The sequence below is a fragment of the Micromonospora sp. WMMD714 genome (assembly GCF_029581315.1).
GTDB lineage: Bacteria > Actinomycetota > Actinomycetes > Mycobacteriales > Micromonosporaceae > Micromonospora > Micromonospora rifamycinica.
Genome location: NZ_CP120744.1, coordinates 5,003,782 through 5,019,611 on the forward strand (window position 1 = coordinate 5,003,782; position 15,830 = coordinate 5,019,611).

Consider the following 15,830-nt stretch of genomic DNA (forward strand, 5'->3'; position numbering starts at 1 on the left):
CCGGGCCGGCTACCGGCGGGCGACGTACTCGCGCAGGTGACGGGCGGTCAGCGTGTCGCCCCGTGCGACCAGGTCGGCGGGGGTGCCGGTGAAGACGATCCGCCCGCCGTCGTGACCGGCCCCGGGGCCGAGGTCGATGATCCAGTCCGCGTGCGCCATCACCGCCTGGTGGTGCTCGATGACGACCACCGTGTTGCCCGCGTCGACCAGGCGGTCCAGCAGCGCGAGCAGCTGATCCACGTCGGCCAGGTGCAGGCCGCTGGTCGGCTCGTCCAGCACGTAGGTGCCGGCCTTCTCCGCCATGTGCACGGCCAGCTTGAGCCGTTGGCGTTCCCCACCGGAGAGCGTGGTGAGCGGCTGCCCCAGGGTCAGGTAGCCGAGACCGACCTCGGCGAGGCGGTCCAGCACGACCCGGGCCGGCCCGGAGGGGAAGAAGTCCCGCGCCTCGGTCATCGACATGCCGAGCACCTCGCTGATGTTCCGGCCGCGCAGCGTGTACCCCAGCACCTCGCGGGTGTAGCGCCGCCCCTCGCACGCCTCGCAGACGGTGGCGACGGCGGCCATCGTCGCCAGGTCGGTGTAGACCAGCCCGATCCCCTTGCAGGTCGGGCAGGCCCCCTCGGAGTTGGCGCTGAACAGCGCCGCCTTCACCCCGTTGGCGCGGGCGAACGCGGTGCGGATCGGGTCGAGCAGTCCGGTCCAGGTGGCCGGGTTGCTGCGCCGGGAGCCCCGGATGGGGGACTGGTCGACCACCACGACCCCGTCCCGGCGGGGCAGCGACCCGTGGATCAGCGAACTCTTGCCCGACCCCGCCACCCCGGTGACCACGGTGAGCACCCCGAGCGGCAGGTCGACGTCGACGTCGCGCAGGTTGTGCAGGTCGGCACCCCGGATCGCCAGGTGGCCGGTGGGCTGCCGGACGGCCGGGCGCAGGGCCACCCGGTGGTCGAGGTGCCGGCCGGTCAGCGTGCCGGAGCGCCGCAGCCCGGCGACATCGCCGGTGTAACAGATCCGGCCGCCCGCGGATCCGGCACCCGGGCCGAGGTCGACCACCTGATCGGCGATCGCGATCGTCTCCGGCTTGTGCTCCACGACCAGCACCGTGTTGCCCTTGTCCCGCAGCTGCCGCAGCAGGTCGTTCATCCGGGCGATGTCGTGCGGGTGCAGCCCCACCGTCGGTTCGTCGAAGACGTAGGTCACGTCGGAGAGGCTGGAGCCGAGGTGGCGGACCATCTTGACCCGCTGCGCCTCGCCGCCGGAGAGGGTGCCCGACTCCCGGTCCAGGCTGAGGTAGCCCAGGCCGATCTCCACCAGCGAGTCCAGGCAGTTACGCAGGTCGGCCACCAGGGGCGCGACCGACGGGGCGTCGATCCCGCCGATCATCCGCGCCAGGTCGCTGATCTGCAGGGCCGCGCACTCGGCGATGGTGCGTCCGGCGATTCGTGACGACAACGCCGCCGCGTTGAGCCGGGCACCACCGCAGGCGGTACAGGTCTTCAGGGTGACCGCCCGCTCCACGAAGGCACGGTGCTGCGCCTGCATGGAGTCCCGTTCCTTGGTCAGGTAGAGCCGGCGGACCTTCACCGCCAGTCCCTCGTAGGTCCAGGTGCTGTTCCCCACCTTGATCTTCGTGGCCGGCTTGTGCAGGAAGTCCGCCCACTGCTGCTCGGTGAAGTCCTGGAGCTTGACGTCCGGGTCGAACAGGCCGGAACCGGCCATGATCTGCCAGTACCAGGAGTCGACGGCGAAGTTCGGGACCAGGATCGCCCCGTCGTTGAGCGAGCGCTCCACGTCCACCATGACCGACACGTCCAGGTCGGAGACCCGGCCCAGCCCCTCGCAGGTCGGGCACATCCCCTCGGCGAGGTTGAAACTGAACGCCCCGGCCCCGCCCACGTGCGGTTCGCCGAGCCGGCTGAACAGGATCCGGAGCATCGCGTACGCGTCGGTCGCGGTGCCCACGGTGGAGCGGGAGTTCGCCCCCATCCGCTCCTGGTCGACCACGATCGCCGGGGTCAGGTTCCGCAGCGAGTCGACGTCGGGACGGGACAGCGTCGGCATGAACGACTGGAGGAAGGCGCTGTACGTCTCGTTGATCAGCCGGCGGGACTCGGCGGCGACGGTACCGAACACCAGGGACGACTTGCCCGAGCCGGAGACGCCGGTGAAGACGGTGAGCCGCCGCTTGGGGATGTCGACGGACACCCCGGTCAGGTTGTTCTCCCGGGCGCCCCGGACCTCGATCACGTCGTGGCGGTCGGCGGCGGGCTGGGTTGAGTGCTCCATACCTTGAATTTTCTCATTCATGATCCTGTAGGGACTTTCGTCGACTATTAGCGCTCCCGCCCTGGGCGACTCGGGTGGAAAGTCTCAAACCACGGAACAAACACTAGGGTGGACGGGTGGCGGAGCGACGGTGGCGGATGGTCGACGTCGCGGCGAGCGCAGGGATCTCCACCCAGCAGGTGCGTAACTACCTGGCCGACGGGGTGCTGCCGCCGGCCGGGCGCACCGCGAGCGGTTACCGGATGCTCACCGGACACCACGTACGGGCCCTCTCGGTGGCCCGCCGGATGGCCGAGGGGCACGGCTGGTCGCGTACCCGGGAGGTGCTGGCCGCGGTGCACCGGGGTGAGTTGCCGGCGGCGCTCGCCGCGCTCGACGCCGGGCACGCCGAGCTGGACCGCGAGCGGGCTGAGATCGCCCGGGTGCTGGGGGCCTTCGAGACGGTGCTGGGCAGTCCGGTGGCGGCGGCGCCCCGCCGGGACGCCCGGATCGGTGTGGTGGCCGCCCAACTCGGCGTTCGTACCTCGCAGCTGCGCCTCTGGGAGCAGCGCGGGCTGCTCCGGCCGCACCGGCAGCGGGGCACCGGTTACCGGGTGTACGACCCGGCCGAGTGGCGGGCGGCCCAGGTGGTCGCGCTGCTACGCCGGGGTGGCTATCCGTTCGACATCGTCACCGCGGTCCTCGACGAGCTGCGTAGCACGGGCCGACCGGACCGGGTCCGGGCGGAGCTGGCCCGGCGGGAGCAGGAACTGCACCGCCGCAGCCTGTGCCGGCTGCGGGCCTCCGCCGCACTGTACGACTACCTGGCCGAGACCGGGCCGGCCGACGAGGGCTGACCGGGAACGCCGAACGGCCCGGCGGATGGTCCGCCGGGCCGCTCGTGGGCGAGGGGTCAGTTCAGGCCGCAGGCGGCGAAGTTGTCGAGGTTGGGGCGCTGGGCGCCGACCCGGTTGAAGGCGATCTCGATGCGGTCGAGGGCGGCCTGGCGCTTGTCCTTCAGTGGGCCGAGGATGGCGTTGTTGATGAAGTTCGCGCCGCCCTGGGGGTTGGCGGTCTGCTGGGCGAGGCGGGTGTTGGCCTCGTTGATCTGCTTGTCGAGGTTGGCCAGTTCGGCCTGTACGTTCGCGGCGGCGGCGGCCGGTACGGCGGGGATCTGCGGCGTCGGGCAGTTCACCGTCCGGGCGGCACCGGCGTTGCCCGCACCGGCGTTGCCCGCGCCCGCGTTCCCGGCTCCGGCGTTCCCCGCGCCCGCGTTGCCCGCACCGGCGTTCCCGGCTCCGGCGTTGCCCGCGCCCGCGCCGTTCAGGCCGCAGGCGGCGAAGTTGTCGAGGTTGGGGCGCTGGGCGCCGACCCGGTTGAAGGCGATCTCGATGCGGTCGAGGGCGGCCTGGCGCTTGTCCTTCAGTGGGCCGAGGATGGCGTTGTTGATGAAGTTCGCGCCGCCCTGGGGGTTGGCGGCCTGCTGGGCGAGGCGGGCGTTGGCCTCGTTGATCTGCTTGTCGAGGTTGGCCAGTTCGGCCTGCACGTTCGCGGCGGCGGCGGCCGGCACGGCGGGGATCTGCGGCGTCGGGCAGTTCACCGTCTGGGCGGCGGCCGTGGTGTTGTTGCCACCCGTCGCGGCGTTGCCGGCCTTGACGGAGCTGTTCAACGCGCTGGCGACGCCCGGGGCGTTCAGCCCGCAGGTGGCGAGGCTGTCGAGGTTGGGCCGCTGGGCACCGACCCGGTTGAAGTTGATCTCGATACGGTCCAGCACCGCGACGCGCTTGCTCTTCAGCGGGCCGAGGATGGCGTTGTTGATGAAGTTCGCGCCGCCCTGCGGGTTGGCGGCCTGCTTGGCCAGCCGCTCGTTCTGCCGGGCGATCTCCTCGTCCAGGTTGGCCAGTTCCCGCTCCACCCCGGCGGCGGCCGCCGCCGGAACGGCCGGCAGCTTGTCCCGTACCGTGGGGCAGTTCACGGTCTGCGCGGCGCTGCTGCCGGTGTTCTCGGCGGCGGAGGCGAGCTGCAGACCGCCACCCAGGAGCAGCACCGCCAGGGCGCCGACTCCGCCGAGCTTGAGGACGGAATTCTTCCGCATTGGCCTGGCCATGTACCTCTCCTCTGATCTCCGGCGGGCCGTCGACGAGTGTCGCGTCCGGGCCCCGACGGTGGCTGGGTTCACCCGAGGACCGCGGCGCTGGGGCTGCCCCGATCCGTCCTTGCGGCGATGGATACGGCGACCGCACGGAGATCGTTCAAGAAGTTTCGTGAGCCTCTCGTCGCGCTGCGTGGTGACGGAGAGAAAGGCCAGTTCAGGGCCGGTGGAAGCGCTTCCAGGGGCAGCCCTGGGCGGCATTTTTCCCCACCCTGGGTAATCGATTGGTGATCCAGCGCCACCTCGGCGGCTCTCTCGGCGGGACGGGCCGGACGGTGGCCGGTCGGGCGGCCCCCGGGGCACGGGCGTCCCGCATCGGTAGGGTGCCTCTCCATGAGAGCCCGGGTCGTGGCCGCCGCCGTCGCGGCCGTACTCCTCACCGCGGGCACGCCCGCCCCGGTCCACGCGGGTGCGGCCGCCCCGGTCCACGCGGGTGCGGCCCGCGCCGCCGTCGTGCCGTGCCCGAAGCTGCCCGCGCCGAAGGTGACCCGACCGCCCCGGCCCGTGCCGCCCCCGGCGGTGCCCGCGCAGCAGGCGGTGGGGGGCGAGGCACTGGCCACCCCGGGCCTGACAGTGCCGCCCGGCGTGCCCACGCCGCCCCCGGTCACCGCGGCCTCCTGGCTCGTCGCCGACCTGGACACCGGGGCGGTCCTCGGCGGTTGCGGCCCGCACGAGTATGGCACCCCGGCCAGCGTGCAGAAGCTGTTGCTGGCCGCCACCATGCTGCCCCGGCTGAACCCGAAGCAGGTGGTCACGGTGACCCGCGCGGACCTGGACATCGAGCCGGGCAGCTCGGCGGTGGGCCTGCTCGTCGGTGGTCGCTACGCGGTCGAGACCGCCTGGCTCGGCCTGCTGCTCCAGTCCGGCAACGACGCGGCGAACCTGCTGGCCCGCCTCGGCGCGGGCAGCGCGTCAGCCGGGGTACGCGAGATGAACGCCGAGGCACGTCGCCTCGGCGCGGGGCAGACCCACGCGGTGACCCCGTCCGGGCTGGACGGGCCGGGCCAGTTCACCAGCGCGTACGACCTGGCGCTGATCGCCCGGGTCTGCTTCGCCGACCCCACCTTCCGCCGGTACGCGCTGACCGAGCGGACCCAGATCCCGGCCCAGCCGGCGTTGCGCAAACCCGGCTTCCAGATCCAGAACGAGAACCAGTTGATCTACCGGTACCCCGGTGCGCTGGGCGGCAAGACCGGCTTCACGGACCTGGCCCGGCACACCTACGTCGGGGCCGCCGAACGCGGTGGTCGACGGTTGGTGGTGACCCTGCTCGGCGCGGAGGCCCGCCCGGTGCGCGGCTGGGAGCAGGGGGCGCGGCTGCTCGACTGGGGCTTCGGCCTGCCCCGGGACGCCTCGGTGGGCCGGCTGGTCGACCCCGGTGAGGTGACCGCCGCCAGCGCGTCGGCATCGCCGCCCGCCCGGGTGGCCGCCGCCCCGGAGCCCGCCCGCACGCCGGTGGGCGCACCGCACCCGCCCGGTGGCGTGCTGGTCGGCGGCGTCGTGGGATTGGTCGGGGTGCTGGTCGCCCTGCTCGTGGTCGGCCGTCGCCGCCGGAGCCGGCGGCGGGTCCGGCGGCGCGTCGCCTGGGACTGACAGCCGTCCGTCCATAGACTCCGGTCGTTCCGGTACCACCCGCTTCCGCGGGTGTCCCCGTCTCTCCGGTACCACGAGTCCAGGAGGACCCACAGTGTCGAGTGAACCCCGACCGTCCGCCGCCGGGTCGCGCCCCCACGGCCGGCTGGCCCGCCTCGCCGGGGTGGCGCTGGCCTCGGCGACGCTGGTCGTCGCCGGTGGCACGGCCGCCGTCGCCGCACCCGCCGACGGGCCGGTTATCGCCCGGACCACGAAGGGCCCGTGCGCGTACACGTCCACCCCCGACGAGCCGCCGGCCCGGCCGGTGCCGCTGCCGCCCGACCCGCGCCGGACGCCGGACCACGGCACGGTCCGGGTCACCCTGCGCACCAGCCAGGGGCCGATCGGCCTGACCCTGGACCGGGAGCAGGCCCCGTGCACCGTGCAGAGCTTCCTGCACCTGGCGCGACACCGGTTCTACGACTGGACCCCCTGCCACCGGCTGACCGCCTACCCGACGCTGCAGGTGCTCCAGTGCGGCGACCCCTCCGGCACCGGTGAGGGCGGGCCGGGCTACCGCTACCGCGACGAGCTGCCCACCGACCTGCCGCCCGCGCCGACCGACCCCACCGGGGTCCGGCGGCTCTACGCCCGGGGCACGCTCGCCATGGCCAACGCCGGGCCGGACACCAACGGCAGCCAGTTCTTCCTGGTCCAGTCGGATTCGGCGCTGCGACCCAACTACACCGTGTTCGGCAGCATCGACGCCGCCGGGCTGGCCACCCTGGACCGGATCGCCGCCGGGGGCATCGCGCCCACCCCGGAGGACCCGGCCCCGGTGGACGGCGCTCCGGCCCTGCCGGTGCAGATCCACCGCGCCATCCGGGGCCACTGAGCGGTCCGGCCCGGCCCCGAGCCACTGAGCGGTCCGGCCCGTCGGGCCGGCGCACCTGACGGGCGGGGGCGATCACTCGCCCCCGCCCGGAGGTCAGCCCTACTCGCCCGCCGCGCGGGTCCGGTCGGCGTCCGCGTCGGCCGCACCGACCGGCACGCCGTCGCCGTCCCGGTCGGCGTGGGACAGGTCCACCTCCGCCCCGGCGCGGGCGGCGTCGGCGCGGGCGTCGTCCGCGCCCACCACGGGACGGGTGTCGACGTCGTCGACGTCGACCAGGTCACCGCCGACCGCGAGGCCGAGCGGAGCGTAACGGGGGTCGGTCATGGTCTCCTCCTTCACCGGTCCTACCCTCCGCTACCCCCATGGACGGTCGTCGACACCTCCCCGTCGCCGGCCGGCTGACCGACGGGCGCGTCCCCTGCCCGCCTCGACCCGCGCTGACCGGCGGATTCACCGCGCCGGAGGCGGCATGCTACCGCCCCGGCACGCTCCGCCGGGTGGAGTTCGCCGGATCACCGGATCGCCGGACCCGGCATCACTACGTTCGTCAGCGTGAGAGTTCGGGGACGTACCGCGGCTGCCATCGCCGCCCTCCTGCTGTCGCCGGTCGGCGTGCCCGCCGGTGCCGTCGCCGCCGTCGGGGCGGTGACCACCGGCCCGTGCGCGCCCGTGCCGGCGGCGTCCCGGCCACCCCGACCGGTGCCGCCGCGCGCGGATCCCGCCGCCCGCGCGGTGGGCGGCCCCGCCCTGGCCACCAGGGCGCAGGTACGGCCGACCGGGACGCGCGTGCCGCCCGCCGTGCAGGCCACCTCCTGGCTGGTCGCCGACCTGGACAGCGGCGACGTGCTCGGCGGCTGCGGCCCGCACGAGTACGGCACCCCGGCCAGCGTGCAGAAGCTGCTGCTCGCCGCCACCGTGCTGCCGACGCTCGACCCCCGACAGGTGGTCACCCTCACTGCCGGCGACCTCGACATCGAGCCCGGCAGCTCGGCCGTGGGGTTCGCCGAGGGCGGCCGCTACCGGATCGAGACGCTCTGGCTGGGCCTGCTGCTCAAGTCCGGCAACGAGGCGGCCAACGCACTGGCCCGACTCGGCGGCGGCCCCGACGGGCTGCCCGGCGGACTGCGGGCGATGAACGCGCACGCCCGGCACCTCGGCGCGTTGCAGACCCACGCGGTGACCCCCTCCGGGCTGGATGGGCCGGGCCAGTTCACCAGCGCGTACGACCTGGCGCTGATCGCCCGGGCCTGCTTCGCCGACGCCACCTTCCGCCGCTACGACACCACCCGGGAGGTGACGATCCCGGCCCAGCCGGCGCTGGGCGAGAAGGCCTTTCCGATCGAGAACGACAACCAGCTGCTCTACCGCTACCCGGGGGCGCTGGGCGGGAAGACCGGCTACACGGACCTGGCCCGGCACACCTACGTCGGGGCCGCCGAACGCGGCGGACGACGGCTGGTGGTCACCCTGCTCGGTGCGGAGGTCGTCGACAAGCGGGGCTGGGAGCAGGGGGCGGCCCTGCTCGACTGGGGCTTCGGGGTGCCCCGGGGCGCGGCCGTGGGTCGCCTGGTCAACCCCGGTGAGCTGACCGCCGGCCCGTCCGCGACCGCCGTCCCCCCGCCCCCGCTGGCCGCCGCCGGTGGTCCGGGCCGGCTCGACCCGCCGGGTCACCCCTGGTCACGTCCGCTGGTCGCGGTCTCCCTGGCGGCCGTCGTGGCCGGGCTCGCCGGGCTGCTGTTCGCCCTGCGGCACCGACCCCACGACGGACGCCGCCGACGGTGAGAGCCGGCGCGCACCGCTCCCGGGGGGTGCTGGTCGGGTTGCTGGTCGTCGCGGTGCTGACCGTGGCGGTGGGCTGCGACCGGCCGCCGCAGCCGGTGCCGGACGCCGCCCTGCCCACCCCGACCACGCCGCCCACCCCGACCGCCCTGCCCACCCCGACCGGGCCTCGTGCGCCGGCCGACGTGGTGCTGCTGTCCGAGGTCGACCCGAGCATCGTCGTGGACATCCGGTACGCCGGCCCGCACAACTTCGTCGGCCGCCCGGTGGACGGCTACGACGAGCCGTTGTGCCTGCTCACCCGTACCGCTGCCGAGGCGCTGCGCCGGGTGCAGGACGCCGCCCGCGCCCGACGGCTCAGCCTGCGGGTGTACGACTGCTACCGCCCGCAGCGCGCCGCCGACGAGTTCGTCCGGTGGGCGAAGGACCCCGCCGCGCAGCAGACGAAGGCGGAGTTCTATCCCCGGGTGGCCAAGTCACGGCTGTTCGCCGACGGCTACCTCGGCGCGCCCACCGCGCACAGCCGGGGCAGCACCCTCGACCTGACCCTGGAACCCCGTCCGGCCCCGGCCCGCGCCTCGTACGCCCCGGGCCAGCCGTTGGTGGCCTGCACCGACCCGGCCGACCGGCGGTTCGCCGACGGCAGCCTCGACATGGGCACCGGCTTCGACTGCTTCGACCCGCTCGCGCACACCGCCGACCCCCGGGTCACCGGCTCCGCCCGGACCCACCGGCAACTGCTGGAACGCCTGATGACGCAGCAGGGTTTCGTCAACTACGACCGGGAGTGGTGGCACTACCGGTACGCCGACGAGCCCTACCCGGACACCTACTTCGACTTCCCGGTGGCGCGGTCGTCCCTGCCCCGCTGACCCGCCCGTCATCGGTGCGACCCGGCGGGTCAGCTGACAGGCGGCCGGGTGCGCAGCGGCAGCCAGGCCAGCACATGCTGGATCTGGGCGTCCCAGTACGGCCAGTCGTGGTCGCCGGGGGAGAAGTCCACTGTCACCGGCACACCCCGGTCCCGGGCCGCGGCGACGAAACGCTCGTTGTCGTCGTAGAGGAAGTCCTCGGTGCCGCAGGCGACGTAGAGCGGGGGAGTGTCGGCCCCGGCCCGGCCCACCAGCGCCACCGTGTCGTCGTCGGCCCCGGCCGTCGGGGCGTCCCCCCAGACGGTGTGCCAGACGTCCGGGTCGAGCGGGCGGTCCGGGGCGTGCCGGCGGTGGGCGACGTTGAGCGCCCCCGACAGGCTGGCCGCGGCGGCGAACCGTTCCGGCTGCCGCAGCGCCCACTTCACCGCCCCGTAGCCGCCCATCGACAGCCCGGCCACGAAGGTGTCCTCCCGGCGGTCGGAGATCCGGAAGAACGACCGGCAGACCCGGGGCAGCTCCTCGGTGAGGAAGGTCCAGTACCGGTTGCCGTGCGTCTCGTCGGTGTAGAAGCTGCGCCCCGCCTGGGGCATCACCACGGCCAGACCCAGCGACGACACGTAGCGCTCGATCGAGGTCTGGCGGGTCCAGCCGGTGTCGTCGTCGCTGAGGCCGTGCAGCAGGTAGAGCACCGGCGGGTCCGCGTCGGTCGCCGCCGTGGGCCGGGCCGGGTCGGGCTGCGGCAGGATCACCGTCATCGACGTGCCCATGCCCAGCGCCTCGGAGTCGAAGTCGCACCGCAGCAATGCCATGGTCATGGACCGTACCCCCTGACGGGCGGCGGCGGGTCACGTCGCCGCCGGTGGCACCGGGGCGGTCGCCAGGCCCGCCGACACCCGGGCCAAAGCGGATATCCCGTTGCGGCGGTGCGGGTGTCCGCCTAGGTTCGACATCGACGCCACACCGACCAACCGGGGAGCACACCGTGTCGCCGTACCTCAGCACCGAGACCACGCGGTCCACGCCGCGCGGCGGTGTGCTGTTGCCGGCCGGCGAACGAGCCCGGGGTTGTCGGCGGCGATCGGGGTGGCGGCGCGGATAGCGCCGGCGCGACGTGCGCAGCCGCCCACCCCACCAGGGGACCGGGCGGCTTTTTCGACCCCGACACCCGCCGAGGGGCGTAGCTCAACGGGTGGCGCACCGGATTCCCGACCCGACGGTCGCCGGTTCGAATCCGGTCACCCCTGCTCCCACGAACGAGGAGAACGACCATGGCATTCACCCCGCTGCCGGGCACGAAGGCCCCGGTACGGGTCTGGACCGACCCGTACGGCATCGAGCCACAGGCCGCGCAGCAGTTGCGCAACATCGGCGCGCTGCCCTGGGTGCAGGGCGTCGCCGTGATGCCGGACGTGCACTACGGCAAGGGCGCCACCGTCGGCTCGGTGATCGCGATGCGGCAGGCCGTCTCGCCCGCCGCCGTCGGGGTGGACATCGGCTGCGGGATGAGCGCGGTCCGCACCTCGCTCACCGCTGCCGACCTGCCGGACAACCTCGCGCCGCTGCGGTCGGCGATCGAGGCGGTGGTGCCGGTCGGCTTCGCCAAGCGGGCGGACCCGGTGGACCCGCGTCGGGTCCGGGGCCTGGAGCAGCGCGGCTGGGACGACTTCTGGGGCCGGTTCGCCGCCCTGGACCGCCGGGTGGCGCAGCTGGAGACCCGGGCCCGGCAGCAGATGGGCACCCTCGGTGGGGGCAACCACTTCATCGAGGTCTGCGTCGAGCAGGACGGCCCGGACGCCGGGCAGGTCTGGCTGATGCTGCACTCCGGTTCCCGCAACATCGGCAAGGAGCTGGCCGAGCGGCACATCGGGGTGGCCCGTACCCTGCCGCACAACGCCGACCTGCCCGACCGGGACCTGGCGGTGTTCCTCGCCGGCACCCCGGAGATGGACGCCTACCGGCGGGACCTGTGGTGGGCGCAGGAGTACGCCCGGCGCAACCGGGCGGTCATGCTGGCCATGCTCTGCGGCGTGGTGCGGGACGCCTTCCCGCAGGTCAGCTACGGGGAGCCGATCTCCTGCCACCACAACTACGTGGCGGAGGAGAGCTACGACGGGGTGGACGTGCTGGTGACCCGCAAGGGGGCGATCCGGGCCGGTCGGGGGGACCTGGGGATCATCCCGGGGTCGATGGGCACCGGGTCGTACATCGTGCGGGGTCGGGGGAACCCGGACGCGTACTGCTCGGCGTCGCACGGGGCCGGTCGGCGGATGTCGCGGGGGCAGGCGAAGCGCACGTACAGCACCGCCGACCTGGTCCGGCAGACCGCCGGGGTGGAGTGCCGCAAGGACGCCGGGGTGGTCGACGAGATCCCCGGCGCGTACAAGGACATCACCGCGGTGATGGCCCAGCAGGACGACCTGGTCGAGGTGGTGGCCCACCTCAAGCAGGTGGTCTGTGTGAAGGGTTAGACCGGTCGACGCCCCCGGGTCATGTGCGTTGTCGGGTGGTTGCTGGTCACCGCGGCGGTGGGGTCGTGTCGAGGTGTCGTGCAGGGTGACGAGGACAGCAGGCCCGGTGCCGGTCCGGGCTTGATGAAGGCTTTCACGAATAGTGACGCCCCGACACGCCGCGGGCCTTCTCCAATGGCGACAAGTCGCTCGGTCATTCGCCATTGGAGGAGGCCCGCTCAGGTCAAGGGCGTAATACCGGAACAAGATATCTGTCGCCGGACACCGGTCAGTGAGTGGCGGTGAAGTTGTACAGATCCGACGCGGTGTCGTCGAAATAGGGCGACCACCACAAGGTCGGGGCCGCGTACGAGTTGAGCGTGCTGTTGACCCCGTTGAGGTAGCCCCAGTTCCCATCCCAGTTGATCAACCACGGGCCGCCGCTGGCGCCTGCGGTCAGGTCGCAGTTGATGCGGATCCGCGCCCCGGACTGGGTCGAGTTGCCGCTGCACCTCAACAGGTTGCCGCCGTCGAACGGCGCGTCGCTCGGGTAGCCGAAGTTGTTGATGCCGACCGCGAAGCCCTGCTGCGTACGGAAGCCGTGGCCCCCGAACTGGTTGACGATGTGGACGCCGTTCCGGGTGTTCATGATGGCCACGGCCATGTCGGCCTCCCAGTTGGAGCTGTCGATCCAACTGCTCCAGGTCCACAGCTCGCGGGCCGTCCAGGTACCGTGCGGCCGAGGGTCGGCCAGGTCATCGTCGTACGCCGGGACGAACGACCAGTTGGTGGCGAGACTGCTGCCGGGGCCGCCGTGGATGCAGTGGCCAGCCGTCCACACGGTGTTGAAGCCAACCGAGTTGATGACCGCGCCGGAGCAGACCCACGATCCGCCGTCCATGGTGAAGAAGACCTTGCCGTTGGACCGGGCGGTCGGGTGGTTGGAGCCGAGGTTCGGGTTGATGACCTGCGTGGACATGCCCGGGGTACCCATCAGGCCCGCCACCGGAGGCACATCCACCGGCGCGGACCGGTTGGTCGGCGCGGCGGACGAGGTCCCTCCACTCTGGGCGAAACGCCGTGCGGCGGCCTTGTACGAGGGAGACTCCTCGACGGGCCTGGCATTGCGCATCCGCTCGGGCGTCCAGTACGCCTCGATCGCCGCGTCGGCAGTCACCTGCGCGCCGTACCGCTGCCTGCCGGCCGCCCACGCCTCGGCGCTGACGGTCGTGCCCACCTGACGGATGCTGTCACCGTCGGCGTGCGGAGCCGCCTGCGCCGGCTGGCCGACGGTCAGCAGCGGCAGGGCCAGAGCCAGAGCCAGGATGGGGTGCCTTCGGCGCCGACCAACGATTGTTCCTGCTCTCATCGAAAATCCCTCTTCTCGGGCCGCATGACATACCGAGGATTTCCCCGGTCGATTTCGATATTCGGTCCTCTGCGGCTGGTCATGCGGCCATTCTGGACCGGGTCGAACATCGTTGGAGTGCCGCTGTCGAGAAACAGACAGACGTATGTCGATCAGTGCGATCCAAAATTGCCGATCAGTCGTCGTTGTCGTGGCTCGGCGCCCCCGGGCGTGACAGGGGAATATCCTTCATGTCATGAGTGGTAAGCATCCGGGCTCCCGGGACCAGGCGAATCCCCTGCGCCAGCTTCGGCTGGACCAGCTCCGGCGACGGACGAGCGTCAAGTGGCGGGAGTACCCGGACGACGTGCTGCCGCTCTGGGTGGCGGAGATGGACGTGCCGCTCGCCGAGCCGGTCGCGCGGGCGATCACCGACGCCGTAGCGCTCGGGGACACCGGCTACACCGCCGGCACGGCGTACCCGGAGGCGCTGGCGGAGTTCGCCCGGCGTCGGTGGGGCTGGGACGGACTGGCCGTGGAGCGGACCGCGCTGGTGCCCGACGTGATGCACGGCGTGGTCGAGGCGTTGCGGCTGCTCACCGGGCACGGTGACGCGGTGGTCGTCAACTGCCCGGTCTACCCGCCGTTCTACGGGTTCGTCGGGTACGCCGGCCGCCGGATCGTGGAGGCACCGCTCGGCGACGACCTGCGGATCGACCTCGGCACCCTGGAGGAGGCGTTCCGGGTGGCCCGCTCCGGCGGGCGACCGGCGGTGTACCTGCTCTGCAACCCGCACAACCCGACCGGTGTCCTGCACACCGCCGACGAGTTGACCGCCGTCGCCGCGCTGGCCGGGCGGTACGGGGTGCGGGTGGTCGCCGACGAGATCCACGCGCCGCTGGTCAGCGCGGGAGCGCGTTTCGTGCCGTACCTCTCGGTGCCCGGCGCGGAGCACGGCCTGTCGCTGATGTCCGCCTCCAAGGGGTGGAACCTGGCCGGTCTGCGGGGTGGGCTGCTCGTCGCCGGCCCGGCCGCCGCCGGGGACGTCGCCCGGGTTCCCTTCGAGGTCAGCGTCGGCACCAGCCACCTCGGGGTGATCGCGCACACCGCCGCGTTCCGGGACGGAGGTGACTGGCTCGACGCCCTGCTGACGGGTCTGGACGACAACCGTCGGCTGCTCGCCGCGCTCCTCGCCGAGCACCTGCCGACCGTCCGGTACCGACCCGGCCAGGCCACCTACCTCGCCTGGCTCGACTGTCGGGGGCTGGGCCTCGGCGACGATCCCGCCGCCGCCTTCCTCGACCGGGGCCGGGTGGCGCTCAACTCCGGTCTGGCCTTCGGCACCGGCGGCGTCGGCCACGTCCGGCTGAACCTGGCCACCTCCCCGGAGCTGCTCACCGAGGCGGTACGCCGGATGGCCACCGTCGTCAGCTGAGCGCAGCGGCTCCCGGGACGCGTCGAAGACCCGCTGCCCCATCCCATGCGGAGCCGTCTGGTGTCATCCTCCACTCTGGAGTTCCGGCGTACGGCCTGCGCCACCATGAGGTGACCAGCAGGCGGGATATGCCGATCCCCATGCGCAGTACAGGATCAAGAAGTCCCCTTCGTCGCCGGCATCTCCGCGAGCCGGCGACCTGTTGCCGAAACGGCATCGGGAATCCCTACACCTGTACCGAAATGGAGAGACGTATGCGTACACCATCGTTACTGCGGCGGGTAGCCGTCGCGGTGACCCTGTCCCTGACTCCCCTTGCCGCTGTGGCCGGCACCGCGCAGCCGGCCGGCGCCGTCATCGGCGGAAACTCCGCCGGGTACCTGCGTGGTCAGGTGCAGATCTTCGTCAACGACTCCTACAAGTGCACCGGCACGCTCATCGCCAGCAACTGGGTCCTCACGGCCAAACACTGTTTCGACAGAACGGGCGGCAACGTCAACAACAGCCTTGTGGCCGCAGGCGAACGCGGGTTCGCCCGGGGCCACCTGATGGCGATCGCCGGAATCTACAAGGAGCCCTTCCAGGACGCGATGCTCCTCAACCTCTGGCAGGACGTCCCGAACTGGTCCCGCATCGCCGTGGGCTACTCGGCGGCATATCCCCCCATCAACTCCACCCCGTCGATCAGCGGTTGGGGGAGCACCACCCGCGGGAGTTACACCCAGCCCTCCACCCTGCAGATCTGCGGCATGCGGGTGACGGACTACGGCATTCACCACGACATCGTGGGGGCCGGCAACAGCGCCATGCGCCTGGAAAGCTATGGAAGCGGTGTGACGGCGAGCGGTGATTCCGGGGCGGGAATCTACTGGCTCGACAAGATCTACGGTATCCACATCGCGGACAACGAGTCGAACCTGGCCTACGGCCTGACGACCCACTTCATCGCCGGTTGGATCGAGGCCGTGAGCGGCGTCGGGCCCAGCTGAGCGTCGGGGTGGCCGGTCCGGCCCCCGGACCGGCCACCTGGGGTCGCGACCCCGAACGGTCGTGGCCCGGCACCCG

The 15,830-nt window shown here is 72.7% G+C and carries 13 protein-coding genes; 8 read left to right on the plus strand and 5 right to left on the minus strand.

Translation table 11 applies throughout. From position 1 onward, the window contains the following. Positions 1 to 9 precede the first annotated feature (9 nt). Positions 10 to 2,286, minus strand: coding sequence for an excinuclease ABC subunit UvrA (locus tag O7625_RS21320; RefSeq protein WP_282340931.1), 2,277 nt, complete (start codon positions 2,284 to 2,286; stop codon positions 10 to 12). A 116-nt stretch (positions 2,287 to 2,402) separates the two neighbouring features. On the opposite strand from O7625_RS21320, the gene O7625_RS21325 reads away from it, so the two are divergent. After that, positions 2,403 to 3,122, plus strand: coding sequence for a MerR family transcriptional regulator (locus tag O7625_RS21325; RefSeq protein WP_282340933.1), 720 nt, complete (start codon positions 2,403 to 2,405; stop codon positions 3,120 to 3,122). 56 nt (positions 3,123 to 3,178) lie between these two features. Here the strand turns inward: O7625_RS21325 and O7625_RS21330 are convergent, their stop codons facing one another. Further along, the gene (locus tag O7625_RS21330) at positions 3,179 to 4,372 is read right to left on the minus strand and encodes a hypothetical protein (RefSeq protein WP_282340935.1); all 1,194 of its coding nucleotides are present in this window, start codon (positions 4,370 to 4,372) and stop codon (positions 3,179 to 3,181) included. A 378-nt stretch (positions 4,373 to 4,750) separates the two neighbouring features. On the opposite strand from O7625_RS21330, the gene O7625_RS21335 reads away from it, so the two are divergent. Both O7625_RS21335 and O7625_RS21340 read left to right on the plus strand, forming a co-directional pair. Beyond that, complete coding sequence (locus O7625_RS21335; RefSeq protein WP_282340937.1) at positions 4,751 to 6,010, plus strand: serine hydrolase; 1,260 nt, start codon at positions 4,751 to 4,753, stop codon at positions 6,008 to 6,010. 94 nt (positions 6,011 to 6,104) lie between these two features. Then, a complete protein-coding gene (locus O7625_RS21340; RefSeq protein WP_282340938.1) occupies positions 6,105 to 6,884 on the plus strand; it encodes a peptidylprolyl isomerase in 780 nt (259 codons plus the stop codon). Between the two features lie 99 nt (positions 6,885 to 6,983). Here the strand turns inward: O7625_RS21340 and O7625_RS21345 are convergent, their stop codons facing one another. Beyond that, positions 6,984 to 7,208 carry a hypothetical protein gene (locus tag O7625_RS21345; RefSeq protein WP_282340940.1) on the minus strand — a complete coding sequence of 75 codons (225 nt, stop codon included), beginning with the start codon at positions 7,206 to 7,208 and terminating at the stop codon, positions 6,984 to 6,986. A 228-nt stretch (positions 7,209 to 7,436) separates the two neighbouring features. Here O7625_RS21345 and O7625_RS21350 point away from each other — a divergent pair, with 228 nt between their 5' ends. Both O7625_RS21350 and O7625_RS21355 read left to right on the plus strand, forming a co-directional pair. Further along, a complete protein-coding gene (locus tag O7625_RS21350) occupies positions 7,437 to 8,666 on the plus strand; it encodes a serine hydrolase (protein ID WP_282340943.1) in 1,230 nt (409 codons plus the stop codon). 95 nt (positions 8,667 to 8,761) lie between these two features. Continuing rightward, a complete protein-coding gene (locus tag O7625_RS21355; RefSeq protein WP_282347039.1) occupies positions 8,762 to 9,535 on the plus strand; it encodes a M15 family metallopeptidase in 774 nt (257 codons plus the stop codon). A 29-nt stretch (positions 9,536 to 9,564) separates the two neighbouring features. Here the strand turns inward: O7625_RS21355 and O7625_RS21360 are convergent, their stop codons facing one another. After that, positions 9,565 to 10,344 (minus strand): alpha/beta hydrolase family protein, encoded by a 780-nt coding sequence (locus O7625_RS21360; RefSeq protein WP_282347040.1) that lies wholly within the window; start codon positions 10,342 to 10,344, stop codon positions 9,565 to 9,567. Between the two features lie 459 nt (positions 10,345 to 10,803). Between O7625_RS21360 and O7625_RS21365 the strand changes: the two genes are divergently transcribed. Next, the gene (locus O7625_RS21365) at positions 10,804 to 12,003 is read left to right on the plus strand and encodes an RtcB family protein (protein WP_282340945.1); all 1,200 of its coding nucleotides are present in this window, start codon (positions 10,804 to 10,806) and stop codon (positions 12,001 to 12,003) included. A gap of 268 nt (positions 12,004 to 12,271) precedes the next feature. Here the strand turns inward: O7625_RS21365 and O7625_RS21370 are convergent, their stop codons facing one another. Further along, positions 12,272 to 13,351, minus strand: coding sequence for a hypothetical protein (locus O7625_RS21370; protein ID WP_282340947.1), 1,080 nt, complete (start codon positions 13,349 to 13,351; stop codon positions 12,272 to 12,274). 235 nt (positions 13,352 to 13,586) lie between these two features. On the opposite strand from O7625_RS21370, the gene O7625_RS21375 reads away from it, so the two are divergent. Next, positions 13,587 to 14,765, plus strand: a complete 1,179-nt coding sequence (locus O7625_RS21375; protein ID WP_282340949.1) for an aminotransferase class I/II-fold pyridoxal phosphate-dependent enzyme — start codon at positions 13,587 to 13,589, stop codon at positions 14,763 to 14,765. Between the two features lie 323 nt (positions 14,766 to 15,088). Next, entirely contained in the window at positions 15,089 to 15,754 is a 666-nt protein-coding gene (locus O7625_RS21380) for a trypsin-like serine protease (RefSeq protein WP_282340951.1), read from the plus strand. Positions 15,755 to 15,830 lie beyond the last annotated feature (76 nt).

Bases quoted from the DNA above. Each gene is read 5' to 3' on its own strand.
- O7625_RS21335 (WP_282340937.1), top strand. From the start codon at position 4,751: ATGAGAGCCCGGGTCGTGGCCGCCGCCGTCGCGGCCGTACTCCTCACC.
- O7625_RS21375 (WP_282340949.1), top strand. From the start codon at position 13,587: ATGAGTGGTAAGCATCCGGGCTCCCGGGACCAGGCGAATCCCCTGCGC.
- O7625_RS21370 (WP_282340947.1), bottom strand. From the start codon at position 13,351: ATGAGAGCAGGAACAATCGTTGGTCGGCGCCGAAGGCACCCCATCCTG.
- O7625_RS21345 (WP_282340940.1), bottom strand. From the start codon at position 7,208: ATGACCGACCCCCGTTACGCTCCGCTCGGCCTCGCGGTCGGCGGTGAC.
- O7625_RS21320 (WP_282340931.1), bottom strand. From the start codon at position 2,286: ATGGAGCACTCAACCCAGCCCGCCGCCGACCGCCACGACGTGATCGAG.
- O7625_RS21365 (WP_282340945.1), top strand. From the start codon at position 10,804: ATGGCATTCACCCCGCTGCCGGGCACGAAGGCCCCGGTACGGGTCTGG.
- O7625_RS21330 (WP_282340935.1), bottom strand. From the start codon at position 4,372: ATGGCCAGGCCAATGCGGAAGAATTCCGTCCTCAAGCTCGGCGGAGTC.
- O7625_RS21360 (WP_282347040.1), bottom strand. From the start codon at position 10,344: ATGGCATTGCTGCGGTGCGACTTCGACTCCGAGGCGCTGGGCATGGGC.